This is a genomic window from Nocardioides xinjiangensis, from assembly GCF_017916385.1.
GTDB lineage: Bacteria > Actinomycetota > Actinomycetes > Propionibacteriales > Nocardioidaceae > Nocardioides > Nocardioides xinjiangensis.
The window spans coordinates 1,914,898-1,937,710 of record NZ_JAFMSW010000001.1; the positions used below are offsets into that span (position 1 = coordinate 1,914,898).

The following is a 22,813-nucleotide window of genomic DNA, read 5'->3' on the forward strand; positions in this document are numbered from 1 at the left end:
CGGACCCCCGGGTCCGGACGCCCGCCCGCGCGACGAGCGGGCGTCCGGTCCCCACGGCCAACCGGGAAGGACCACGCGATGCATCGCGTCTGCTTCACCCTCCAGGTCCGACGGGACCGGATGGAGGAGTACGCCGAGCGGCACGCGGCCGTGTGGCCCGACATGCTCCGCGCCCTCGCCGACACCGGCTGGCACAACTACTCCCTCTTCCTGCGCGAGGACGGCCTGCTCGTCGGCTACCTCGAGACACCGGACCTCGCCGCCGCCCAGGAGGGCATGGCGCGCACGGACGTCAACGCCCGGTGGCAGGCCGAGATGGCCGAGTTCTTCGAGGACCTCGACCTTCCCCCAGACCAGGGCTTCTGGCAGCTCCGCGAGGTCTTCCACCTCGAGGACCAGCTCGCCGCCCTCGACTCCCGACCCGACTCGGCCACCCGACCCGAGGACTCCACCCGTACGAGCTCCACCACGAGCTCCACTTCCAGCCAGGACCAGTGATGACTTCCTTCTCCCAGATCAGCGACCGGCTCGGCGACCTCGCCATCGAGGTCCCGTCCTGGGCCTACGGCAACTCCGGCACCCGCTTCAAGGTGTTCGGCTCGCCGGGCACCCCCCGCAGCGTCGAGGAGAAGATCGCCGACGCGGCCGCCGTGCACCGCTTCACCGGCCTCGCGCCGACCGTCGCGCTGCACATCCCGTGGGACAAGGTCGACGACTACGCGGCCCTCTCGGCGTACGCCAAGGAGCAGGGCGTCGCGCTGGGCACCATCAACTCGAACACGTTCCAGGACGACGACTACAAGCTCGGCGCGCTCACGCACACCGACCCGCGGGTGCGCCAGAAGGCCATCGACCACCACTTCGAGTGCATCGAGATCATGAACCGGACCGGGTCGCGCGACCTGAAGATCTGGCTGGCCGAGGGCACGAACTACCCGGGCCAGGGCGACATGCGCGCCCGGCAGGACCGGCTGGCCGAGGGCCTGCGCACGATCTACGACCAGCTCTCCGAGGACCAGCGCCTGGTGCTGGAGTACAAGTTCTTCGAGCCGGCGTTCTACCACACCGACGTCCCGGACTGGGGCACGTCGTACGCCCACGTGGCCGCCCTCGGCGAGCGCGCCCTGGTGTGCCTCGACACCGGCCACCACGCGCCGGGCACGAACATCGAGTTCATCGTGGCGCAGCTGCTGCGGCTCGGGAAGCTCGGCTCGTTCGACTTCAACAGCCGCTTCTACGCCGACGACGACCTGATCGTCGGTGCCGCCGACCCGTTCCAGCTGTTCCGCATCATGGTCGAGGTCATCCGCGGCGGCGGCTTCGGCGCCAAGGCCGACGGCAGCCCCAACGACGTGGCGCTGATGCTCGACCAGTGCCACAACATCGAGGACAAGATCCCCGGCCAGATCCGCTCGGTGCTCAACGTGCAGGAGATGACCGCCCGCGCCCTGCTCCTCGACACCGAGGCGCTCGACGCGGCGCGCTCGGCCGGCGACGTGCTGCTCGCCAACCAGGTCTTCATGGACGCGTTCTACACCGACGTCCGCGCCGACCTGGCGGCGTGGCGCGAGGAGCGTGGCCTGCCCGCCGACCCGATGCGCAGCTACCTCGAGTCCGGCTACCAGCAGCAGATCGAGGCCGACCGCGTCGGCGGCTCGCAGCTCAGCTGGAACTGACCCCCACCCGATCGACCCGACCCCGATCGACCCGACCCCGATCGACCCCGATCCGAAGGAACCCGCACCGTGAGTGACCTCAACCCCACCGTCGCCGCGCTCGTCGAGCGCTCGAACCGGCTGGGCTCCGACCCCAAGAACACCAACTACGCCGGCGGCAACACCTCCGCCAAGGGCACCGAGACCGACCCCGTCACCGGCGAGGACGTCGAGCTGCTGTGGGTCAAGGGGTCCGGCGGGGACCTCGGCACGCTGACCCCCGCGGGGCTCGCGGTGCTGCGGCTGGACCGGATGCGGGCGCTCGTCGACGTCTACCCGGGCGTCGAGCGCGAGGACGAGATGGTCGCGGCCTTCGACTACTGCCTGCACGGCAAGGGCGGTGCCGCGCCGTCGATCGACACCGCGATGCACGGCCTGGTGGACGCCGCCCACGTCGACCACCTGCACCCCGACTCCGGCATCGCCATCGCCACCGCGGCCGACGGCGAGGAGCTGACCCGCACGATCTTCGGCGACGAGGTCGTCTGGGTGCCGTGGCGCCGGCCCGGCTTCCAGCTCGGCCTCGACATCGCCGAGATCAAGGAGAAGAACCCGCAGGCCCGCGGGTGCATCCTCGGCGGCCACGGCATCACGGCGTGGGGCGACACCACCGAGGAGGCCGAGGCCAACTCACTGTGGATCATCGACACCGCCGCGGCGTACATCGCCGAGCACTCGAAGGCCGAGCCCTTCGGCCCCGCGCTCGAGGGCTACGCCGCCCTGCCGGCCGACGAGCGCCGCGCGAAGGCCGCCGCCCTCGCTCCGACGATCCGCGGCATCGCCTCGGCCGACCGCCCGATGGTCGGCCACTTCACCGACTCCGACGTCGTCCTCGACTTCCTCGCGCACGCCGAGCACCCCCGGCTCGGCGAGCTGGGCACCTCGTGCCCCGACCACTTCCTGCGCACCAAGGTCAAGCCGCTCGTGCTCGACCTGCCGGCGTCCGCCTCGGTCGAGGACAGCATCGCCCGCCTCCAGGAGCTCGCGGTCGCCTACCGCGAGGACTACCAGGGCTACTACGACCGCAACGCCACCCCCGACAGCCCCGCCATCCGCGGCAAGGACCCGCTGATCGTGCTGGTGCCCGGCGTGGGCATGTTCAGCTTCGGCAAGGACAAGCAGACCGCGCGCGTGGCCGGTGAGTTCTACGTCAACGCCATCAACGTGATGCGCGGCGCGGAGGGCCTGTCGTCGTACGCCCCCATCGACGAGTCGGAGAAGTTCCGCATCGAGTACTGGGCGCTGGAGGAGGCCAAGCTGCAGCGGATGCCGAGGCCGAAGCCGCTCGCCACCCGCGTCGCCCTGGTCACCGGTGCCGCGTCCGGCATCGGCCTGGCGACCGCGAAGAAGCTCGCGGCCGAGGGCGCTGCCGTCGTGATCGCCGACCTCGACCCAGCCAAGGCGCAGGCCGCCGCCGCGGAGATCGGGTCGACCGACGTGGCCGTCGGCGTGCAGGTCGACGTCTCGGACGAGGCCGCCGTGCAGGCCGCCGTCGACGCCACCGTCCTCGCCTTCGGTGGCGTGGACCTCGTCGTCAACAACGCGGGTCTCTCGCTGTCCCGCTCGCTGCTCGAGACCACCGAGAAGGACTGGGACCTGCAGCACGACGTGATGGCGAAGGGCTCGTTCCTCGTCGCCAAGGCGACCGCGAAGGCCATGATCGAGCAGGGGATGGGCGGCGACATCGTCTACATCTCGTCGAAGAACTCGATCTTCGCCGGCCCGAACAACGTCGCCTACGGTGCCGCGAAGGCCGACCAGGCGCACCAGGTGCGGCTGCTCGCGGCCGAGCTCGGCGAGCACGGCATCAAGGTCAACGGGGTGAACCCCGACGGTGTCGTCCAGGGCTCCGGCATCTTCGCCGGCGGCTGGGGCGCCTCGCGCGCCGCGGTCTACGGCGTCGAGGAGAAGGACCTCGGCAAGTTCTACGCGCAGCGCACCCTGCTCAAGCGCGAGGTGCTGCCCGACAACATCGCCAACGCGGTCTTCGTGCTCTGCTCCGACCAGCTGAGCCACACCACCGGCCTGCACGTGCCCGTCGACGCCGGCGTGGCCGCGGCGTTCCTCCGGTGACCCGCGGGGCCGGCCCCGTCAGCGTCGCCGCCGTGGACCTCGGGGCGTCGAGCGGCCGGGTGATGCTCGGCGAGGTCGGTCCCGACGTCCTCCGGCTGACCGCGGCGGCGCGGTTCGGCAACGACCCGGTCCGCACGCCCGACGGGCTGCACTGGAACATCCTCGAGCTCTACCGCCAGGCCCTCGTCGGTCTCGCGGCTGCGGCGCGGCTGGCCGCCGGCACTCCCGCGGGCCGGCTGGCCAGCGTGGGCATCGACAGCTGGGCGGTGGACTACGGCCTGCTGCGCGACGGCCGGCTGCTGGGGCAGCCGTTCCACTACCGCGACGAGCGGCGGGGCGGAGCCGGGTCGCGCGCGGTGCACGTCGTCGTGTCGGCGGAGGACCTGTACGCGCGCAACGGCCTGCAGTTCCTGCCGTTCAACACCGTCTACCAGCTCGCCGCCGACAGCTGGCACCGCGACGCAGACCGGGTGCTCCTCGTGCCGGACCTCCTCGCCCACTGGCTGACGGGGGAGGAGCGGACCGAGCGCACCAACGCCTCGACGACCGGGCTCCTCGACGTCACCACGGGCGACTGGGACACCGACCTGATGACCCGGCTCGACCTCGCACGCCACCTGTTCGCCGACCTGGTCGACCCCGGAACCACGGTGGGTGCCGTGCAGCCCGGGGTCGGCGAGGCGGTCGGCGCTGCGGAGCTGAGCGGCCTGCCGGTGGTCGCGGTCGGCTCGCACGACACGGCCTCCGCCGTCGTCGGCGTGCCGTTCGCGCGGCCGGAGTCGGCTTACATCTCGCTCGGGACGTGGGGACTGGTGGGGCTCGAGCTCGAGACGCCGGTGCTCACGGACGAGAGCCGGCTGGCGAACTTCACCAACGAGGGCGGCGTGGACGGCACGGTCCGCTTCCTCACCAACGTGATGGGCACCTGGCTGCTCAGCCAGACGCTGCGCACCTGGGGACGCGACGACCTCACGGCGCTCCTCGCCGCCGCAGCCGACGTGCCGGCGAGCACCGTGCCACTGGTCGACGTGCAGGACCGCCGCTTCGTGCCGCCCGGCGACATGCCGGCCCGCATCGCCGAGTGGTGCGCCGAGCACGACGTCGCGCCGCCCCGCGACGCGGCGTCGACGGTGCGGTGCATCATCGAGTCGCTGGCCGCGGCGTACGCCGACGCGCTGGCGACAGCGACCCGCCTGGCCGACCGGAGCGTCGAGGTCGTCCACGTCGTCGGCGGCGGCAGCCAGAACACCCTGCTGTGCCAGGCGATCGCGGACCGCACCGGCCTGCCCGTCGTGGCCGGGCCGGTCGAGGCGACCGCCCTGGGCAACGTGCTCGTGCAGGCCAGGGCCGCGGGGGCGGTCACCGGCGGGCTGGACGACCTGCGGCGGCTGGTCCGCACGACGCACGACCTGCGCCGCCACGAGCCCGTGGGGATCCGATCGAGCGCATGAACGAGGTGCGCAGGACGGTCCTGTCCGACGACGAGATCCGGGTCCTCCGGCTGATGGCCGAGGGGGAGACGGTGCCGGTCGTGGCACGCAGGCTGGACATGTCCGAGCGCACGGTGCGACGCAAGGCACGCAGCGCGTGCGACAAGCTGGCGTGCGACTCCACGATCGAGGCGATCGTGTGGGCCGTGCGCAACCGGCTCTTCTAGCACTCTCTTCCAGCAACGAGGAGCACACTGTGAGGCAGACGAGAGGAACGATGACGTGAAGGTCGCTCTCCAGGTCACGTGCGTCAACGACGCCATGTTCCCCGACACGGGGAAGGCGGTCGTGCGCCTGCTGCGGCGGCTCGGCGTCGACGTCGACTTCCCCGGCGCGCAGACCTGCTGCGGGCAGCCGATGGTCAACACCGGCTACCTCGACGAGGCGGTGCCGGTCGTGCGCACCTTCGTCGACGCCTTCGCCGGTTACGACGCCATCGTGACGCCGTCGGGGTCGTGCGCCGGGTCCGCCCGGCACCAGCACTCCATCGTGGCCGAGCGCTCGGGCGACCCGGCACTCGTCGCCGCCGTCGCCGAGACCGCTCCGCGGACCTACGAGCTCACCGAGTTCCTGGTCGACGTGCTGGGCGTGACCGACGTCGGCGCCTACTTCCCGCACCGGGTGACCTACCACCCCACCTGCCACAGCCTCCGGATGCTCGGCGTGGGTGACCGGCCGCGGCGGCTGCTCGAGGCGGTGCGGGGGGTCGAGCTGGTCGAGCTCCCGCAGGCGACGGAGTGCTGCGGGTTCGGCGGCACCTTCGCGCTCAAGAACGCCGACACCTCGGTGGCGATGGGTGCCGACAAGGCGCGGCACGTCCGTGACACCGGCGCCGAGGTGCTGGTCGCCGGCGACAACTCCTGCCTGATGCACATCGGCGGGATGCTCTCGCGCCAGCGGGCCGGCGTACGCGTGATGCACCTGGCGGAGATCCTCGCCGCCACCGAGGTGTCCGAGGGCGAGACCGGCGGTGCGGCCGTCGGCGCGAGGGCGGCCGGGGCATGAGCGGCACCTTCGTCGGCATGCCGGCCTTCCCGACGGCTGCGCGCGAGGCGCTGGCCGACACCCAGCTGCGCCGCAACCTGGCCCACGCCACGCACACGATCCGCGACAAGCGCGCGCGGGTGGTCGCCGAGGTCGAGGACTGGGAGGACCTCCGGCTGGCCGGAGCCGGCGTGAAGGAGGCCGCGCTCCGCGACCTGGCCACGCACCTGGAGACGCTCGAGGCCTCGCTCGTCCGAGCCGGTGCGACCGTGCACTGGGCCCGGGACGCCGAGGAGGCGTGCGCCATCGTCGCCGACGTCGCGCGCCGGCACGGCGCCGACGAGGTGGTCAAGGTCAAGTCGATGGCGACCCAGGAGATCGGCCTCAACGAGGCGCTCGATGCCGAGGGCATCGCCGCCTGGGAGACCGACCTGGCCGAGCTGATCGTCCAGCTCGGCGACGACCTGCCCTCCCACATCCTGGTGCCGGCGATCCACCGCAACCGGGCCGAGATCCGCGAGATCTTCCGCAGGCGGATGGCCGACGTCGGCCGCGCGGCGCCCGACGACCTCAGCGACGAGCCCGGCGTCCTCGCCGGCGCGGCGCGCGAGCACCTGCGGGAGAAGTTCCTGCGCGCCAAGGTCGCGGTCAGCGGCGCGAACTTCGCCGTCGCCGACACCGGCACCCTCGTCGTCGTCGAGTCCGAGGGCAACGGCCGGATGTGCCTGACGCTGCCCGAGGTGCTGGTGAGCGTGGTGGGGATAGAGAAGGTCGTGGCGACCTGGTCCGACCTCGACCCGATGTTGCGCCTGCTGCCCCGCTCGTCGACCGGCGAGCGGATGAACCCCTACACCTCGACGTGGACAGGCGTGACCCCCGGGGACGGGCCGCAGGAGGTGCACGTCGTCCTGCTCGACAACGGCCGCACCCGGGCCCTCGCCGACGAGGTCGGGCGCCAGGCGCTGCGCTGCATCCGCTGCTCGGCCTGCCTCAACGTCTGCCCCGTCTACGAGCGGGTCGGCGGGCACGCCTACGGCTCGGTCTACCCCGGGCCCATCGGGGCGATCCTCAACCCCCTGCTGCGCGGGGTCTCCGACGAGCAGACGGCCTCGCTGCCGTACGCGTCGTCCCTGTGCGGCGCCTGCTTCGAGGTCTGCCCCGTCCGGATCGACATCCCGTCGGTGCTGGTCGACCAGCGCGCCGCGGTCGTCGACTCGCACCGCGGGGACCGCGTCCCGAAGGCCGAGGCGGCGGCGATGAAGGCCGCGGCCTGGACCTTCGCCGACGCCCGGCGCCTCCGGTGGGCCGAGCGCGCCTCCGGTCTCGCCGGACGGGTGCTGGGCCGCTTCTCCCGCACGACGCTGCCCGGCGGTCGCGCCGCCGCCGGCCGGTTGCCGGGGCCGGGCGCCGGCTGGACCGGGGCCCGCGACCTCCCAGCCCCTCCCGCGGAGTCCTTCCGCGAGTGGTGGGACCGCACCGACGGCGGACAGGACGGTGACCGACCATGAGCGCCCGTGACGAGATCCTCGGGCGCGTGCGCGCCGCGCTCGCCGACGTGTCGCCCGCCGTCTCGGTCCCGGCCGCGCCCCGCGTCCCCGACCGGGGCGACCTCGTCGGCCTGTTCGTCGAGCGCGTCGAGGACTACCGGGCGGTGGTCACCCGGTGCGCGGAGGCGGACCTCGCGTCGGTCGTCGCCGACGTGCTGGGGACGGCCCGCGCCGTCGTACCGCCGGGCCTCGGGCTCACCGTCGCCGACGCCGTGGTCGACGAGGGGCTCAGCGCGGCCGACCTCGACGCGATCGACGCCGTCGTCACCCGGGCCGCCGTGGGCATCGCCGAGACCGGCACGATCGTGCTCGACCACCAGCCCGACCAGGGGCGGCGCGCGATCAGCCTGGTGCCCGACCTCCACGTCTGCATCGTCGACGAGAGCCAGGTCGTGGCCGACGTGCCAGACGCGATCGCCCTCCTCGACCCGGCCCGGCCGCTGACCTGGATCAGCGGGCCGTCGGCGACCAGCGACATCGAGCTCGACCGCGTCGAGGGCGTCCATGGTCCTCGGACGCTGCACGTGGTGCTCGTGGGCTGACGTCACTCGACACCTCTCGCACCCCGGGCGGTGCGTGAGGCAGGTTCTGAGCCCGCAGAACCTGCATCACTCACCGCTGGGCTCCCGGCCGCGCCGGCTCCGAGACGTACGACGTCAGATGTCGACGACCAGCGCCCGGTGGTCCGACAGGGGCAGCTCGACGACCCGACCGGTCGCCGGCGGCAGGTCGCCGTCGAGCAGCACGTGGTCGAGCTGCTCACGGGGGGAGCCGGCGGGGAAGGTGAGGCCGCTGACGAGGGGCCGCATGCGCGAGATCCGAGCCGCCCGCTCGGGCCCCATGTTGAGGTCGCCCATGAGCACGAAGGGCCGGTCGGCCCCGGAGAGGGAGTCGCGCACCCGGGCGAGCTGCCGGCCGTTCCACCACTCGACGAAGGTGAGGTGCACGTTGGCGACCGTGATGACGCCGTGCGGGGTCTCGACGGTCGCCGCCACCGCCACGCGCGGCTCGTCGCGCACCAGCTCGGGGCGCCTGGATCCCGAGAACATCATCGGCACCCGGACGGGCACCGGAGCGAGCCGGACCGTGTGCCAGGCCCGCACCGGGCACCGCGACAGCAGCGCGATGCCGTACGCCGCGCTGTCCGGCTGCTCGTCGCCGACGGCCGCCATCCACGTGGCGCCCGGCACCCCCGCGAGCGCGGCGACGAAGCGGTGCTCCGACGCGCCCATCGCCTCGGCGGCGAGCGCGGTCAGGTCGACCTCCGACGAGCGGGACTGGTAGCGGTCCACCTCCTGCAGCGCCAGCACGTCGGCGTCGAGCGAGGCGACCGCCCCCGCGAAGCGGTCGAGGTCGACCCGGTCGTCGCTCTGCGACCGGCCGTGGAGGATGTTGAAGGTGGCCAAGCGCACGCGCCCCGGTGCCCGACCCCGGTGAAGTCATGCGTGGTGGGTACCTGCTGCCCATGCCCCGTTCCGCCGTCCCGGAGTCGCAGGAAGCCCTGCGCGAGGCGCTCAAGCGCGTCGCCGTCGTGCTGAAGGAGGGCGGTGTCCCCTTCGCGCTGACCGGCGGGTACGCCGTGTGGGCGCGAGGCGGCCCGGAGTCGGTGCACGACGTCGACTTCCTGATCGCGGCCGAGGACGCCGAGCGCGCCGCGGAGGTGCTCGAGGCCGGTGGCGTCGAGGTCGTGCACCCGCCGGAGGACTGGCTGTTCAAGGCGTACAGCGACGGCGCGATGGTCGACCTCATCCACCGGCACTCGGGAAGTCCCGCGCCGCGCGCGATCGTCGAGGACGCCGACGTGCTGGAGGTGCTCTCGGTCCAGATGCCGGTGCTCTCCGCCACGGAGGTGCTCGTGCAGAAGATGCTGGCGCTCGACGAGCACTACTGCGACTTCGGCGCGATGATCCCGGTGGTGCGGGCCCTGCGCGAGCAGGTCGACTTCGCGCGGGTGCGCGAGGAGACCGCCGGGAGCCCGTTCGCGGCGGCGCTGCTGTTCCTGCTCGAGCGCCTGGACGTGGTGCCGCCGGCCTGAGCCGCCCAGGCGCGGAACGCCGGGGCGGGCGGGCTGACGCGGTGATGTGGTCCACGCCACACCGGGTGGCGCTGACCGGAGCGCTGACTTCGGTACGTTGTGCCCGGTCCCGCACGCCTGTCAGCTCCGTCCACCCACCCGAGCCCCCACCCAGGAGGCAGCAGTGCGCATCGGCATCCCCCGCGAGTCCCGGCCCGGCGAGACCCTCGTCGCCGCCACCGCGAAGACGGCGGCCCAGCTGGCCGCGCTCGGCTACGACGTGGTCGTCGAGCGAGGCGCTGGCGCGGCCGCGGACCAGCCGGACGGCGCGTACGTCCACGCCGGCGTGCGGGTCGGCGATCGCGACGAGGTGTGGGCGAGCGACGTCGTGATCAAGGTCGACGCGCCGACCGACGACGAGGTCGCGCTGCTGCGGCCCGGTGCGACGCTCGTCGGCCTGCTGGCCCCCGCGCGCAGCCCTGAGCTGGTCGAGCGGCTCGCCGCGGCAGGCGTGACGGCCCTCGCGATGGACGCCGTGCCGCGGATCTCCCGGGCGCAGTCGATGGACGTGCTGTCGTCGATGGCCAACGTCGCCGGCTACCGCGCCGTCATCGAGGCGGCACACGAGTTCGGCCGGCTCTTCACCGGCCAGGTCACCGCAGCCGGCAAGGTGCCGCCGGCCCGGGTCTTCGTCGTCGGCGCGGGCGTCGCGGGCCTGGCGGCCATCGGCGCCGCCGGCTCGCTGGGCGCGGTCGTGCGGGCGTTCGACGTACGTCCGGAGGTCGCGGAGCAGGTCGAGTCGATGGGCGCGGAGTTCGTCAGGGTCGACATGCAGCAGGAGGTCTCCTCCGACGGCTACGCCAAGGAGATGACCGCCGAGCAGGAGGCCGCGACCGCGGCGATGTACGACGAGGAGGCGCGCGCCGCCGACATCGTCATCACGACCGCGCTCATCCCCGGCCGGCCCGCGCCCCGGCTGATCACCGCCGAGACGGTCGCGACGATGCGCCCCGGCTCGGTCGTGGTCGACATGGCCGCGGCCAACGGTGGCAACGTCGCCGCGACGGTGAAGGACCAGCGGGTGGTGACCGGCAACGGCGTCACGGTGCTGGGCTACACCGACCTCGCCGGACGCCTGGCCGCGCAGACCAGCCAGCTCTACGGCACCAACGTCGTCAACCTGCTCAAGCTGCTGACGCCGGCGAAGGACGGCGTGCTGACCCTCGACCTGGACGACGTCATCCAGCGCGGCATCACGGTGACCCGTGCCGTCGAGGCGGGCGCCGCGGTCATGTGGCCCCCGCCGCCGGTGCAGGTGTCCGCGGCCGCCCTCGCGACCCAGGTGCTGCCGGCCGCCGAGCCGGCCCCGCCTCCCCGGCCGGCCGACCCGAGGAGGAAGTGGTACGCCGCCGGGCTGGCGGCCGTCGCCTTCGCGGTGCTCGCGTCGCTGGCCCCTGCCAGCTTCCTGGGCCACTTCACCGTCTTCGCGCTGGCCGTCGTCGTCGGCTACTACGTCATCTCCAACGTCTCGCACGCGCTGCACACCCCGCTCATGGCGGAGACCAACGCCATCTCCGGGATCATTCTGGTCGGCGGCATCCTCCAGGTCGGCAGCGACGACGTCGCCGTGATGCTGCTCGCGCTGGTCGCGGTGTTCGTGGCGAGCATCAACATCTTCGGCGGCTTCCTCGTGACGCTGCGCATGCTCGAGATGTTCCGGAAGGACTGACGTGAGCGACTTCTTGACGTCCGACAACCTCTTCGGCCTCGTCACCGGCGCCTACATCGTCGCCGGCCTCCTCTTCATCGGTGCTCTCGCCGGGCTGTCGAGGCACGAGACGGCCAAGCTGGGCAACCTCGCGGGCATGGCCGGGATGGGGCTGGCGCTGCTGGCGACCCTCCTGCTCGCCGCCCAGAAGGCCGAGGTCGCCCGCGAGCGCAGCTTCGCCGTCACCCTGCTCCTGGTGCTCCTCATGATGGCTGCCGGCGCCGCGGTCGGCGCCTGGCGGGCACGCACCGTCGAGATGACCGGGATGCCCGAGCTGGTCGCGATGCTGCACAGCTTCGTCGGCCTCGCCGCCGTGCTGGTCGGCATCAACTCCTACCTCGAGCTCGACGGCCACGCCGACGCCGCGCACGACGTGGAGGTCTTCGTCGGGGTGTTCATCGGCGCGGTGACCTTCACCGGCTCGGTCGTCGCCTGGGCCAAGCTGAGCGGCCGGATGTCGTCCTCGCCGCTCACCCTGCCGGGACGGCACCTGCTCAACCTCGCCGTCATCGTCGCCTCGGTGCTGCTGATGGCCTGGTTCGTCGCGCTCGACGGGGAGCTCGCCCTGGGCCTGGTGCCGCTGCTCGCGATGACCGTGCTCGCGCTGCTGCTGGGCTTCCACCTCGTCGCGGCCATCGGTGGCGGCGACATGCCGGTCGTGGTGTCGATGCTCAACAGCTACTCCGGCTGGGCGGCGGCCGCGGCCGGGTTCATGCTCGGCAACGACCTGCTGATCATCACCGGAGCGCTGGTCGGCTCGTCGGGTGCGATCCTCAGCTACATCATGTGCAAGGCGATGAACCGCTCGTTCATCAGCGTCATCGCGGGCGGCTTCGGCTCCGACGGCGGCCAGGCCGGCGGCTCGGACCGCGACTACGGCGAGCACCGCGAGATCCAGGCCGACGGGGTGGCCGAGCTGCTCGCGAACGCCTCGTCCGTCGTGATCACCCCGGGCTACGGCATGGCGGTCGCGCAGGCGCAGTACCCGGTCGCGGAGATGACCAGGAAGCTGCGCGAGAAGGGCGTCGAGGTCCGCTTCGGCATCCACCCGGTTGCCGGCCGCCTGCCCGGCCACATGAACGTCCTGCTCGCCGAGGCCAAGGTGCCCTACGACATCGTGCTGGAGATGGACGAGATCAACGACGACTTCCCCGACACCGACGTCGTGCTGGTCATCGGCGCCAACGACACCGTCAACCCGGCCGCCCTCGAGGAGCCGGGCTCGCCCATCGCCGGCATGCCGGTGCTCGAGGTGTGGAACGCCCGCGACGTCGTGGTGTTCAAGCGCTCGATGGCCACCGGCTACGCCGGGGTGCAGAACCCGCTGTTCTTCAAGGAGAACACGCAGATGCTCTTCGGCGACGCCAAGGACAGGGTCACCGAGATCGTCGCCGCGCTCGGCTGAGTGTTTCGGGCAGGCTCAGCCCAGCGCGTACGTGCCGACGACCTCGTGCCGCGGCCGCCGGCGGGGTCCCTCGCCCAGGTGCGAGGCCACCAGGGCGAGCTCGTCCACGGTCCACGCCGGGCCGTCGTAGGCGTCGAGCAGCCGTACCCACGACGTGACGTTGTCGGGCCGGCCGAGCCGGCCGAGGGTGAGGTGGGGCCGGAAGCGCTGGCCGTCGACACGGGCACCGGCCCCGGACATCGCCGCGCGGCAGCCGGCCGCCAGCCGGTCCAACGCGTCGGCTGCCGTGTCGTCGGCGGCGAGCCGTGCGTAGAGCACGCGCGCCCGGTCGGGGTCCGGGAAGGCGCCGCCGCCGGCGACGCGCAGCGCGAACGGCGCGCGTCGCCGGGCGAGGGCGGTGAGGCGCTCGTCGAGCTCGTCGAGGCCCCGCTCCGGGACGGCGTCGGAGAAGGCGAGCGTCACGTGCCACTGGCCCGGGTCCGACCAACGGAACGCCGCCGCGTCACGGCGCACGGCCAGGAAGTCGTCGAGGTGCTCGACGACCTCTGCGGGCGGCACCACGGCCACGAACATCCTCATCGGACGGCTCTCACAGGCCGAGGTCGCGCCCGATCAGCATCTTCATGATCTCGTTCGAGCCGGCCCAGATCTTGGTGACGCGGGCGTCGCGCCACGCGCGGGCGACGCGGTACTCGTTCATGTAGCCGTAGCCGCCGTGGACCTGCACGCATTGGTCGAGGACGTCGTTCTGGACCTGCGAGGTCCACCACTTCGCCTTCGCGGCGTCGACGGGGGTGAGCTCCTTGCGGGTGTGCGCGATGACGCACTGGTCGACGAAGGCCTGCGTCACGTCGATGCGGGTCACGAGGTCGGCGAGCAGGAACTGCGTGTTCTGGAAGGTGCCGATCGGCCGGCCGAACGCCTGCCGGTCCTTGGCGTACTGGATCGTCTCCTCGAGGATCTGCTTGGCGTGGGCGAGGTTGGTGATCGCCGAGCCGAGGCGCTCCTGCGGCAGGAACTGCATCATCGAGATGAAGCCGGTGTCGAGCGGGCCGACGAGGTCGTCGTGGCTGACGCGTACGTCGTCGAAGGCGAGCTCGGCGGTGTCGGACTCGTCCTGGCCCACCTTGTCGAGCACACGGCCCACGCTGAAGCCGTCGAGGCTGGTGTCCACGGCGAAGAGCGAGATGCCCTTGGCCTTCTTCTCCGGGCTCGTGCGCGCGGCCACCAGCACGAGGTCGGCGGAGCCGCCGTTGGTGATGAAGGTCTTGGAGCCGTTGATGACCCAGTCGTCGCCGTCGCGCACGGCGGTCGTCCTGAGGTTCGCGAGGTCGGAGCCGCCGCCGGGCTCGGTCATGCCGATCGCCGTGACGATCTCACCGCTGGCGCACTGCGGGAGCCAGCGGGCCTTCTGCGCGTCCGTCGTGAGGTGCACGAGGTACGGGACGGTGATGTCGGCGTGGATGCCGAGGCAGCTCGGCAGGGTCATGTTGACCTTCGCGAGCTCCTCGGTGAGCACGGCGTTGAAGCGGTAGTCGCCGGCCTCGGCGCCGCCGTACTCCTCGGGGATCTCCAGGCCGAGGAAGCCCTGCTTGCCTGCGGCGAGCCAGAAGTCCCGGTCGAGGCCGTGGCCGGCGGCGTAGCCCTCGAGGTGAGGGGTCACCTCGCGGTCCAGGAACTGCTTGACCGACGCCCGGAAGGCCTCGTGGTCCTCGTTGTAGATGTCGCGCTGCATGGCGCTATGTTACCCACCAGTCAACTAACGTGGCGCGTTCATCCCGAAGTTCGCTGCCGCCCCCGGCCGCGCCCGCGTAACGTCCCGGGGCGGAACGCGTTGTCGGGGGCGGGGGCATCGATGAGGCAGGACGACGGGACGTGGGTGCGTCCTCGGGCACAGGCGTGGGGCAACGAGGCCCAGCGTGCGGTGCTGCACGCGCTCGCCGAGGACATCGCCCGGCGCTCGGAGCACCGGGTGGCCGCCATCCAGGTGCTGCGCTCCGACGGCCACCTCGAGTTCGCCGCGATCACGGGCGACCCGGACGTCCGGGCCCGGCTGCTGGGCCAGGCGGCGCCCTTGGCGCTCGAGCCGATGACCGCGTTCGGCTCGCCCGTCGAGGGCTGGATCCACATCCCGGGCGAGCGGCTCGACGACGACGCGCGCGCCTGGCTGGCCGAGTACGGCCACACCCCCGACCTGCCCGCGCCGGACCGGCAGGACGGGTGGCGCCCGGACGACCGGCTGGTGCGGTTGCTGCGCAACGACGCCGGCGAGCTCCGGGCCACCCTCTACCTCGACGAGCCCCTGTCGGGCCTGCGACCCACGAGGGCCTCGGTCGCGGCGATCAACGCGGAGGCGCACGTGCTGTTCGACGCGATCGTGGGCGTCGTCGAGCGCGAGCTGTACGCCCAGGAGGTGCGCATGCTGGCGCAGGTCCGCACGGCGCTGCACAGCGTACGGCCCGGACTGCCCCTCCAGGACTTCGTCGCGGAGGTGTCCGGAGCGATGGTCGCGGCGCTCGACGTGCACTCGGTGGACCTCGTGGTGGCCGGCGGCACGGTCCCCGACCTCGAGCCGAGCACCGCCGCCGCCCTGGAGGCCCACGTGCGCGACGCGTGGGCGGACCGTCGGCACTTCGTCGTGGAGCGGACGCAGACCTGGGGAGCCGCCGAGGCGGCGGTCGCCACCCCGCCTGCGCTCCGCGCCCTGATGGAGGGTCGTGGACTCGAGTCGCTGCTCCTGGTGCCGATCGGGATGGGCGAGGACTACCTCGGGACGCTGGCGCTCGGCCGGACGCGAGCACAGTCGCGCTGGATCGACTCGGAGGTCAACGCCGCGACCACGGTGGCCAGCGACATGGCCGGCGTGCTCCTCGGGTCCCGCCTGATGGACCGTGAGCGCAGGCTCAACGCCGAGCTGCGCAGCGTCAGCGACTACCGCCGTGACATGGTCCTCACCCTCGCGCACGAGCTGCGCAACCCCGTCAGCGTGCTGTGGATGCACCTCGAGATGCTGGGCGAGGTCGTCGGGTTCCGTCCGGTGCAGGAGTCGCTGGCCGCCATGGACCGTGCCACCCGGCGCATCGAGGACATGGTCGAGGACCTCATGGCACTGGCCTCGGTGAGCGACACCGGGCACGACTCGCCGTCCGACGTCGACCTGTCCGCCCTGGTCCGGGAGGGCGGCGAGTTCCTCGCGCCGACCGCTCGGGCGTCGGGCGTGGCGTTCGAGCTCCGCGTGGCCGACGACCTGCGGGTCGTCGGTGAGCCCGCCGGGCTGCAGCGCATGGTGAGCAACCTGCTGTCCAACGCCTTCAAGTACACGCCCGCCGGCGGCCGGGTCACGATGGAGGCCGGCAGCCGCGCGGTCGGCGGCCGTGACGGCGTCTCGATCACGTGCGCCGACACCGGCATCGGCATCGGGTCCTCCGAGCTCGGGCAGGTCTTCTCACCGTTCTTCCGCTCGCGCGACGCCGAGGCCCGCAAGCGCCCGGGCACCGGGCTCGGGCTCGCGATCGTCGAGCGGGTGGTCGCGCGTCACGGCGGCACCGTGGAGGTGCAGTCGGTGCTGGGCGAGGGCACCACGCTCACGGTGTGGCTGCCGCTGGCGCCGCCCGACGACGTACCGTGAGCCCGTGCCCTCCGTCCTCTCCGCCGCCCTCGGGGTCGACGCGCTCGTCGCGGCCCTGGTCCAGGCGCTGCTGACGGTCTCGGGTGTGCCGGTCGCGGTCCCGGACGAGTCGGCGCGGCCGCCCGCCCGGGCGGCGGCGCGCAGCGTCGACGGCACGCAGCCGCTCCCGGCGACCGGCTTCGGGAGCGTCCCCCCGCGCTGGCTGGGCACGCGCGTGCTGCCCGAGGACCCGCGCACGGGCTACGGCCGGGTGCTCCCGACGCCGTCGGTCATGCGGCACCGGCGCTGGACCCTGCCCGACGACGTACGCCCCCTGCCGGGACGCGGCTATGCCAGCGAGGTCGTCGCGCCGGCGCCGCGGCGCGTGGTCCGGCGGTCCACCTGGCGGCCGGGCTGCCCGGTCGCCGCCACGGACCTGGCGTGGGTGCGCCTGGCGTTCTGGGGCTTCGACGGCCGGCGCCACACCGGCGAGCTGCTGGTGCACCGTGCCGTGGCCCACGACGTCGCGCAGGTCTTCGGCGTGCTGTACCGCGCGCGGTTCCCGCAGGAGCAGGTCGGCATCGTCGGGTCCTACGACCCCGACGCTCCCAGCACCGGCGACGGCAACGGCACGGGCGCGTTCGTGTGCCGGTCCTCCACCGGCGCCTCGTACTTCTCCCAGCACGCCTACGGCTTGGCGATCGACCTCAACTCCTTCCAGAACCCCTACGCCAAGGGCGACGTCGTGCTCCCGGAGCTCGCGTCCTCCTACCTCGCCCGGGCCCGGGTGCGGTCCGGGATGGTGACCGCCGACGGCCCGGTCGTGCGGGCGTTCGCGCGCATCGGCTGGGAGTGGGGCGGCGCCTGGCGCTACTCCAAGGACTACATGCACTTCAGCCGGAACGGTCGCTGACACCGTCGGACGACGGTCCGACGACAACGCCGCCCAGTCCGGACCCGGTCCGGCGGAACGCCTGCCGGGACGCGGCCGGCCACCTACGATCCCAGTGGTGGACAGGAGGACGGGTGGCTCATGGATCAGCGGCAGACGGGTGAGCGCAGGACGCGCGACCTGAACTGGGGCGACGCGCGCGCCCGCGCCCTGATGGACGCGCTGGCCGCAGACGCCGCCGCCCGCACCGGCTTCCGGGTCTGCGCGATCGAGGTGGTGAGGCCCCGGGGCCTCCTCGAGTTCGTCGCCATCCACGACGACGCCGACAACGCTGCCGATCGCATCGGCACCGCCTCGCGCCTCTCGGACATGGAGCAGGTGTTCGCCGACGGCAAGCCCTTCGGGCACCTCGTCTGGATGCCGCAGGAGGTCTACTCCGACGCCTCCCGCGAGGTCATGGCCGGGGTGTCGTTGATTCCGGACATCCCGGCCACGGGCGACCCGGCCGACTGGCACCCGATGGACATGCTCGCCGCCCGCATCACCGACGAGCGCGGCGACCTCCGGGCCCTGCTGTACCTCGACGTGCCGGTCGACCTCCGGCGCCCCGACGAGGACCGGCTGTTGCGGATCAGCGACGAGCTGGCGATGACGCTGCGGTCGGTGGTCACCGCCGTGGAACGCGAGGAGTACGCCCACCACATGCGGGTCATCCGGGCCACTCGCCGGCTGGCTCGGTCGGCGCCGGCCCGGCACGACGTCAACCACCTGCTGCGCGAGGCCCGCGCGACGCTGCTGACCGCCTTGTCGGTCGACGAGCTCGAGATCCGGCTCTTCATCTGCGACGAGTCCGGCGCCACCGACGCCCTCGGCCTCGGCATGGCGCCGGACGTCCGGCAGGCGCTCGACGAGGCGGCCGGCCGCGCGTGGACCGGCCAGCGGGTGCTCATCGTCGAGCCGGGGCAGGTGTGGGGCGACGACGGCCTGGCGGCGCACGCCGACTGGTTCACCGGTGCGCTGGCCGCCGCGGGCTTCGAGGCGGTCGTCGTGGCGCCCGTCGGCGTCGACGACGAGGTCCTCGGGATGCTGATGTGCGCCCGGCGCACCGGCTCCCGGCGCTGGACCGACGGCGAGGGGATCGCCGCGCTGGAGCTCGGTCACGACCTCGGCCGGGCGATCGCCAACGCGCACGCCACGCAACGCGAGCGGCGCCTCCTCGAGGAGCTCCGCGGTGTGGAGGAGGCGCGGTACCGCTTCCTGCGCGAGCTGACGCACGAGATGAACAACCCGCTGACCGTGGTCACCGCCAACGCCGAGCTCCTCGCGGTCAGCGGCCTCGCGGACGAGCACGAGCGCCGTGTGCGGGCGATCCTGCGCGGCAGCGAGCGGCTCGGCGGCCTGCTCGAAGGCCTTGCGACGCTCTCCCGCGTCAGCGACCCCCACCACCCGCCGAGCATGCAGCGGGTGGACCTGCTGGCGATCGTCGAGGAGACGCTCGCGTCGATGGCGGCCGTGGCGGAGCGGGCGGGCATCGCCCTCCACCGCGTCGGGGAGTCCGACGAGGCGGTCGTGCTCGGCGACCCGAAGGAGATCGCCAGCGCCGTGGCGAACCTCGTCGACAACGCGGTGAAGTACTCCGACCCCGGTGACGAGGTCTGGCTCGGGATCGAGCGTCGGGCGGACGGCGGCCTGACGTTCGGCTGCAGGGACGAGGGCATCGGGATCTCCGACAGCGACCAGGCCGACCTCTTCCTGCCCCTCTTCCGCTCGACGAACCAGGCGGCGCTGCTGCGCCCGGGCACCGGTCTCGGCCTCGGCATCGTGCGGGAGGTCATGCACCGCCACGGCGGCACCGTGGAGGTGGAGTCGGCGCTCGGCCGCGGCACGCACGTGCGACTCCACTTCCGGTCCTGACCCCGCCCCACCCGAGGTCGGGTCCGGCCCGCTCAGGCCAGGAGCTCCTCCACCCACGCCGGCACCAGCCGGGTCGCCGGTCCCTGCCGCGACTCGGCGAAGTCGGTGGCGCCGGCGCTCGGCTCGAGGTTGAGCTCGAGGGTGGCGCCGCGAGCCCAGTGCACGAACGCCGCGGCGGGGTACACCAGTCCGGACGTGCCGACCGAGACGAAGAGCTCGCACTCCCACAGCGCCTGCTCGACGCGGTCCATGCCGTAGGGGATCTCCCCGAACCACACGATGTCGGGCCGCAGCGTCGCGGACCCGCACCGGGGGCACGGCGGCCCGTCGGCCAGCGGCCCGTCCCACTCGTGCCGCGCGTCGCACGTCGTGCACCACGCCGACCGGAGCCGGCCGTGGATGTGGTGCACCCGCTGCGACCCGGCACGCTCGTGGAGGTCGTCGACGTTCTGGGTGACGACGAGAAGGTCGTCGCCCAGGGCGTGCTCGAGCCGGACGAGCGCGTGGTGCGCGGCGTTGGGCTGCACCCGCGAGAGGGCCGCGCGACGGTCGTCGTAGAACCGCTGCACGAGCCCCGGGTCCGCGGCGTACGCCTCGGGGGTCGCCACCTGCATCGGGTCGACGCCCTCCCACAGGCCGCCGGAGTCGCGGAAGGTGGTGAGGCCGCTCTCCGCGGAGATGCCGGCACCGGTGAGCACGACGACCTTCATGGCTGTCCCGAGCCGCTCAGTAGTACCAGGGGTACGGCGACCAGTCCGGCTCGCGCTTCTCGAGGAACTGGTCGCGGCCCTCCTGCGCCTCGTCGGTCATGTACGCCAGGCGCGTGGTCTCGCCGGCGAAGAGCTGCTGTCCCACGAGCCCGTCGTCGAGGAGGTTGAAGGAGTACTTCAGCATCCGCTGGGCCGTCGGGGACTTGCCGTTGATCCTCCGGCCCCAGTCGAGCGCGACCCTCTCGAGGTCGGCGTGCGCGACCACGCGGTTGACCGCGCCCATGCGGTGCATCTCCTCGGCGTCGTACTCGTCGGCGAGGAAGAAGATCTCGCGGGCGAACTTCTGGCCGACCTGCCGGGCGAGGTACGCCGAGCCGTAGCCGCCGTCGAAGGAGCCGACGTCGGCGTCGGTCTGCTTGAAGCGCGCGTGCTCGCGGCTGGCGAGCGTGAGGTCGGCCACGACGTGCAGGCTGTGCCCGCCGCCCGCGGCCCAGCCGGGGACGACGCAGATGACGACCTTGGGCATGAAGCGGATCAGCCGCTGGCACTCGAGGATGTGGAGACGGGCGAGCCTCGCCTTGTCGATGGGGTTCGGCGGCGCGCCCTCGTCGACGTGGCCGTCGGTCTCGTACTGGTAGCCGGCCCGGCCCCGGATCCGCTGGTCGCCGCCGGTGCAGAAGGCCCACTTGCCGTTCTTCGCGCTGGGACCGTTGCCGGTCAGGATCACGCAGCCGACGTCGGCCGACGTGCGCGCGTGCTCCAGCGTGCGCAGCAGCTCGTCGACGGTGTGCGGCCGGAACGCGTTGAGCACGTCCGGGCGGTCGAAGGCGATGCGCACGGTGCCGTGCTCGCGCGCGCGGTGGTAGGTGAGGTCGGTGAGGTCGTCGAAGCCCGGGACGGCGTCCCACGCCTCCGGGTCGAAGATCTCGCTGACGCCCTCGATCGCACTCATGCCTCCGGAGGCTAGTTCACCGGGGAACGGTCGCCCGGACCGACCGTCGACGACCCTTTCCCGGTGGACTACCCGCGGTGAGGAAGACGACGGCGCGGCGCGGTGTTGTGGCAGGCATGGCACTGACTGGAACGTACGTCCCGAGCGCGGCCGAGTGGGTCCGCAACCAGGTGGCCGAGTACGAGGCCACGAACGGCGAGAAGGCCGGCACGCTGCGCGACACGGGCTACCCGATCGTGGTCATCACGTCGGTGGGCTCGAGGTCGGGCAACCTGCGCAAGAACCCGGTGATGCGCGTCGAGCGCGACGGCGCGTACCTCGCGGTCGCGTCGAAGGGCGGCGCGCCCGAGGACCCGGCATGGGCCGACAACTTCCGCCAGCACCCCGAGGTCGAGCTCCAGGACAAGGCCGAGAAGCACCTGTACCGCGCGCGTGAGCTCAGCGGCGAGGAGCGCGCGGACTGGTGGGAGCACGCCGTCGCGACGTGGCCGACGTACGCGTCGTACCAGGAGAAGACCGACCGGGAGATCCCGCTCTTCCTGCTCGAGCGGGCTGACGCGCCGGCCGGCTCGTAGGGCTGCTGCCCGGCTCGGCTCGTCGGGTCGGGCCGCCGAGCCCGGCGCGTCAGCCGGGCCGGTGGGCTGTGCTCGTCGGCGGGACTCGCGGGACGTGCGAGCGTGGGCCTGTCAGCTGGGCTGGGGCGGGGACGGGTCGGCGCCGTCCACCGTGGCCTCGTCGTCGTTGTCGCGGTGCGCCGCGGTCTCGGGATCGGGATCGACGTGGGCGGGCGCCTCGGGCTCGAACGGGTCGGCCGGCTGCGGCGACCCGGCCTCATCGGGCATGTCGGGCTGTACGTCCTGGCTCATCGGGCGTCCTCTCGTCGGGTGCGTCGGGGTACCCGGGCAGCGTAGGCGGTATGCCGGGTAGGGCAGATGCGGCGGGCGCGGACTTCGTGAGCGTGTCGCGAACTTATCGAGGCCTGCACGCCCCCGGAAGTTCGCAATCCCCCGCTTAAGCGGGGGATTCGAAGAAGGCCCGGACCCGGACCCGGACCCGGACGCCCCGGCCGCGGAGGCGCCCCCCGGGCTCAGCCCCGGCTGATCGTGGTCGCGAGCCCGAGCAGGTGCGACAGCCGGGCCAGCTCGGAGTCGAGGAACTCGGGGCCACCGCGGCGGCCCATCAGCACCAGGTCGTCGCCGAAGGGGGCGGCGCACTCGACGTAGACGTCGTCGCCCGGCAGCCGGGTCGGGGACTGGACCTGTCCGACCGTGAACTCGGTCGGGGCGGCGTCGGTGGCGTGGACGACCGCGACGCCCGTCCCGCTCGGCCGCACGCGCGCCGCCCAGTCGACGCGGAACGCGATGGGCAGCAGGTCGACCAGCCGGTCGCCGGCCGAGGCGGGGTCCTCGGTGAGCGCCTCGACGACCTCGAGGTCGAGGAAGAGGTTCCCGCCGGCCGCGTAGCGGTTGATCCACAGGACGCTGACCCCGTCGAGCACGCTGCAGGCGGAGACGACGGAGTCGGGCATCGTGCTCGGCGCCATCTCGAGCAGCACGTCGTCGACGGCGAAGCCGTCACGCTTCTCGACGATCTCGATCGCCTCGATGTCGCCGCCGGCCTCACCGATCGCGCTCGCGACGCGACCCAGCGACCCGGGGACGTCCGGGAGCTCCACGCGCATCAGGTAGGGCATGGCTCGAGGCTATCGGCCCGGTGTGTCGAGGAGGTTTCGCCGTCCACCA

Annotated in this window: 22 protein-coding genes; 15 read left to right on the plus strand and 7 right to left on the minus strand. The window is 72.9% G+C overall.

Annotated features, from left to right (window positions below; translation table 11 throughout):
* Nucleotides 1-78: 78 nt before the first annotated feature.
* The 8 genes from J3P32_RS09040 (at nucleotide 79) to J3P32_RS09075 (ending at nucleotide 8,351) form a co-directional block, all read left to right on the plus strand.
* Nucleotides 79-498 carry an L-rhamnose mutarotase gene (locus tag J3P32_RS09040; RefSeq protein WP_210439456.1) on the plus strand — a complete coding sequence of 140 codons (420 nt, stop codon included), beginning with the start codon at nucleotides 79-81 and terminating at the stop codon, nucleotides 496-498.
* A complete protein-coding gene (gene rhaI / locus J3P32_RS09045; RefSeq protein WP_210439457.1) occupies nucleotides 498-1,676 on the plus strand; it encodes an L-rhamnose isomerase in 1,179 nt (392 codons plus the stop codon). The genes J3P32_RS09040 and rhaI overlap by 1 nt, the downstream gene beginning before the upstream one ends.
* A gap of 69 nt (nucleotides 1,677-1,745) precedes the next feature.
* A complete protein-coding gene (locus tag J3P32_RS09050) occupies nucleotides 1,746-3,788 on the plus strand; it encodes a bifunctional aldolase/short-chain dehydrogenase (RefSeq protein ID WP_210439458.1) in 2,043 nt (680 codons plus the stop codon).
* A 32-nt stretch (nucleotides 3,789-3,820) separates the two neighbouring features.
* Nucleotides 3,821-5,239 (plus strand): rhamnulokinase, encoded by a 1,419-nt coding sequence (locus tag J3P32_RS09055; protein ID WP_307807822.1) that lies wholly within the window; start codon nucleotides 3,821-3,823, stop codon nucleotides 5,237-5,239.
* Nucleotides 5,236-5,445 carry a response regulator transcription factor gene (locus tag J3P32_RS09060; RefSeq protein WP_210439459.1) on the plus strand — a complete coding sequence of 70 codons (210 nt, stop codon included), beginning with the start codon at nucleotides 5,236-5,238 and terminating at the stop codon, nucleotides 5,443-5,445. Before J3P32_RS09055 ends, J3P32_RS09060 begins: the two co-directional genes overlap by 4 nt.
* A 55-nt stretch (nucleotides 5,446-5,500) precedes the next feature.
* The gene (locus J3P32_RS09065) at nucleotides 5,501-6,283 is read left to right on the plus strand and encodes a (Fe-S)-binding protein (RefSeq protein WP_210439460.1); all 783 of its coding nucleotides are present in this window, start codon (nucleotides 5,501-5,503) and stop codon (nucleotides 6,281-6,283) included.
* A complete protein-coding gene (locus J3P32_RS09070; RefSeq protein ID WP_210439461.1) occupies nucleotides 6,280-7,770 on the plus strand; it encodes a lactate utilization protein B in 1,491 nt (496 codons plus the stop codon). Before J3P32_RS09065 ends, J3P32_RS09070 begins: the two co-directional genes overlap by 4 nt.
* Nucleotides 7,767-8,351: a LutC/YkgG family protein gene (locus J3P32_RS09075; RefSeq protein WP_210439462.1), complete on the plus strand. Its 585-nt coding sequence runs from the start codon at nucleotides 7,767-7,769 to the stop codon at nucleotides 8,349-8,351. Before J3P32_RS09070 ends, J3P32_RS09075 begins: the two co-directional genes overlap by 4 nt.
* A 114-nt stretch (nucleotides 8,352-8,465) precedes the next feature.
* Here the strand turns inward: J3P32_RS09075 and J3P32_RS09080 are convergent, their stop codons facing one another.
* Nucleotides 8,466-9,221 carry an endonuclease/exonuclease/phosphatase family protein gene (locus J3P32_RS09080; protein ID WP_210439463.1) on the minus strand — a complete coding sequence of 252 codons (756 nt, stop codon included), beginning with the start codon at nucleotides 9,219-9,221 and terminating at the stop codon, nucleotides 8,466-8,468.
* 53 nt (nucleotides 9,222-9,274) lie between these two features.
* Between J3P32_RS09080 and J3P32_RS09085 the strand changes: the two genes are divergently transcribed.
* The 3 genes from J3P32_RS09085 to pntB all read left to right on the plus strand — a co-directional run bounded on the left by J3P32_RS09085 (nucleotide 9,275) and on the right by pntB (nucleotide 12,996).
* Nucleotides 9,275-9,844, plus strand: a complete 570-nt coding sequence (locus tag J3P32_RS09085; RefSeq protein WP_210439464.1) for a nucleotidyltransferase family protein — start codon at nucleotides 9,275-9,277, stop codon at nucleotides 9,842-9,844.
* 163 nt (nucleotides 9,845-10,007) lie between these two features.
* Nucleotides 10,008-11,552 carry a Re/Si-specific NAD(P)(+) transhydrogenase subunit alpha gene (locus J3P32_RS09090; protein ID WP_210439465.1) on the plus strand — a complete coding sequence of 515 codons (1,545 nt, stop codon included), beginning with the start codon at nucleotides 10,008-10,010 and terminating at the stop codon, nucleotides 11,550-11,552.
* Nucleotide 11,553: 1 nt separating this feature from the next.
* Nucleotides 11,554-12,996 (plus strand): Re/Si-specific NAD(P)(+) transhydrogenase subunit beta, encoded by a 1,443-nt coding sequence (pntB, locus tag J3P32_RS09095; RefSeq protein ID WP_307861637.1) that lies wholly within the window; start codon nucleotides 11,554-11,556, stop codon nucleotides 12,994-12,996.
* Nucleotides 12,997-13,011: 15 nt separating this feature from the next.
* On the opposite strand, the gene thpR is transcribed toward pntB, so the two are convergent.
* Together thpR and J3P32_RS09105 are read right to left on the minus strand one after the other, a co-directional pair.
* A complete protein-coding gene (thpR, locus tag J3P32_RS09100; protein WP_210439466.1) occupies nucleotides 13,012-13,575 on the minus strand; it encodes an RNA 2',3'-cyclic phosphodiesterase in 564 nt (187 codons plus the stop codon).
* Nucleotides 13,576-13,585: 10 nt separating this feature from the next.
* A complete protein-coding gene (locus J3P32_RS09105; protein ID WP_210439467.1) occupies nucleotides 13,586-14,731 on the minus strand; it encodes an acyl-CoA dehydrogenase family protein in 1,146 nt (381 codons plus the stop codon).
* Between the two features lie 120 nt (nucleotides 14,732-14,851).
* On the opposite strand from J3P32_RS09105, the gene J3P32_RS09110 reads away from it, so the two are divergent.
* The 3 genes from J3P32_RS09110 to J3P32_RS09120 all read left to right on the plus strand — a co-directional run bounded on the left by J3P32_RS09110 (nucleotide 14,852) and on the right by J3P32_RS09120 (nucleotide 19,409).
* A complete protein-coding gene (locus J3P32_RS09110) occupies nucleotides 14,852-16,624 on the plus strand; it encodes a sensor histidine kinase (RefSeq protein ID WP_210439468.1) in 1,773 nt (590 codons plus the stop codon).
* Nucleotides 16,625-16,628: 4 nt separating this feature from the next.
* The gene (locus J3P32_RS09115) at nucleotides 16,629-17,516 is read left to right on the plus strand and encodes a M15 family metallopeptidase (RefSeq protein ID WP_307807824.1); all 888 of its coding nucleotides are present in this window, start codon (nucleotides 16,629-16,631) and stop codon (nucleotides 17,514-17,516) included.
* Between the two features lie 120 nt (nucleotides 17,517-17,636).
* A complete protein-coding gene (locus tag J3P32_RS09120; RefSeq protein ID WP_210439469.1) occupies nucleotides 17,637-19,409 on the plus strand; it encodes a sensor histidine kinase in 1,773 nt (590 codons plus the stop codon).
* A 32-nt stretch (nucleotides 19,410-19,441) separates the two neighbouring features.
* Here the strand turns inward: J3P32_RS09120 and J3P32_RS09125 are convergent, their stop codons facing one another.
* Complete coding sequence (locus J3P32_RS09125; protein ID WP_210439470.1) at nucleotides 19,442-20,119, minus strand: NAD-dependent deacylase; 678 nt, start codon at nucleotides 20,117-20,119, stop codon at nucleotides 19,442-19,444.
* Between the two features lie 16 nt (nucleotides 20,120-20,135).
* The gene (locus tag J3P32_RS09130) at nucleotides 20,136-21,071 is read right to left on the minus strand and encodes a 1,4-dihydroxy-2-naphthoyl-CoA synthase (protein ID WP_210439471.1); all 936 of its coding nucleotides are present in this window, start codon (nucleotides 21,069-21,071) and stop codon (nucleotides 20,136-20,138) included.
* Between the two features lie 116 nt (nucleotides 21,072-21,187).
* Here J3P32_RS09130 and J3P32_RS09135 point away from each other — a divergent pair, with 116 nt between their 5' ends.
* Nucleotides 21,188-21,646: a nitroreductase family deazaflavin-dependent oxidoreductase gene (locus J3P32_RS09135; protein WP_210439472.1), complete on the plus strand. Its 459-nt coding sequence runs from the start codon at nucleotides 21,188-21,190 to the stop codon at nucleotides 21,644-21,646.
* 111 nt (nucleotides 21,647-21,757) lie between these two features.
* Here the strand turns inward: J3P32_RS09135 and J3P32_RS09140 are convergent, their stop codons facing one another.
* The gene (locus J3P32_RS09140; protein WP_210439473.1) at nucleotides 21,758-21,937 is read right to left on the minus strand and encodes a hypothetical protein; all 180 of its coding nucleotides are present in this window, start codon (nucleotides 21,935-21,937) and stop codon (nucleotides 21,758-21,760) included.
* 221 nt (nucleotides 21,938-22,158) lie between these two features.
* On the minus strand, nucleotides 22,159-22,764 hold the full coding sequence (locus J3P32_RS09145; protein WP_210439474.1) for an ACT domain-containing protein: 606 nt from the start codon (nucleotides 22,762-22,764) through the stop codon (nucleotides 22,159-22,161).
* Between the last annotated feature and the right edge of the window lie 49 nt (nucleotides 22,765-22,813).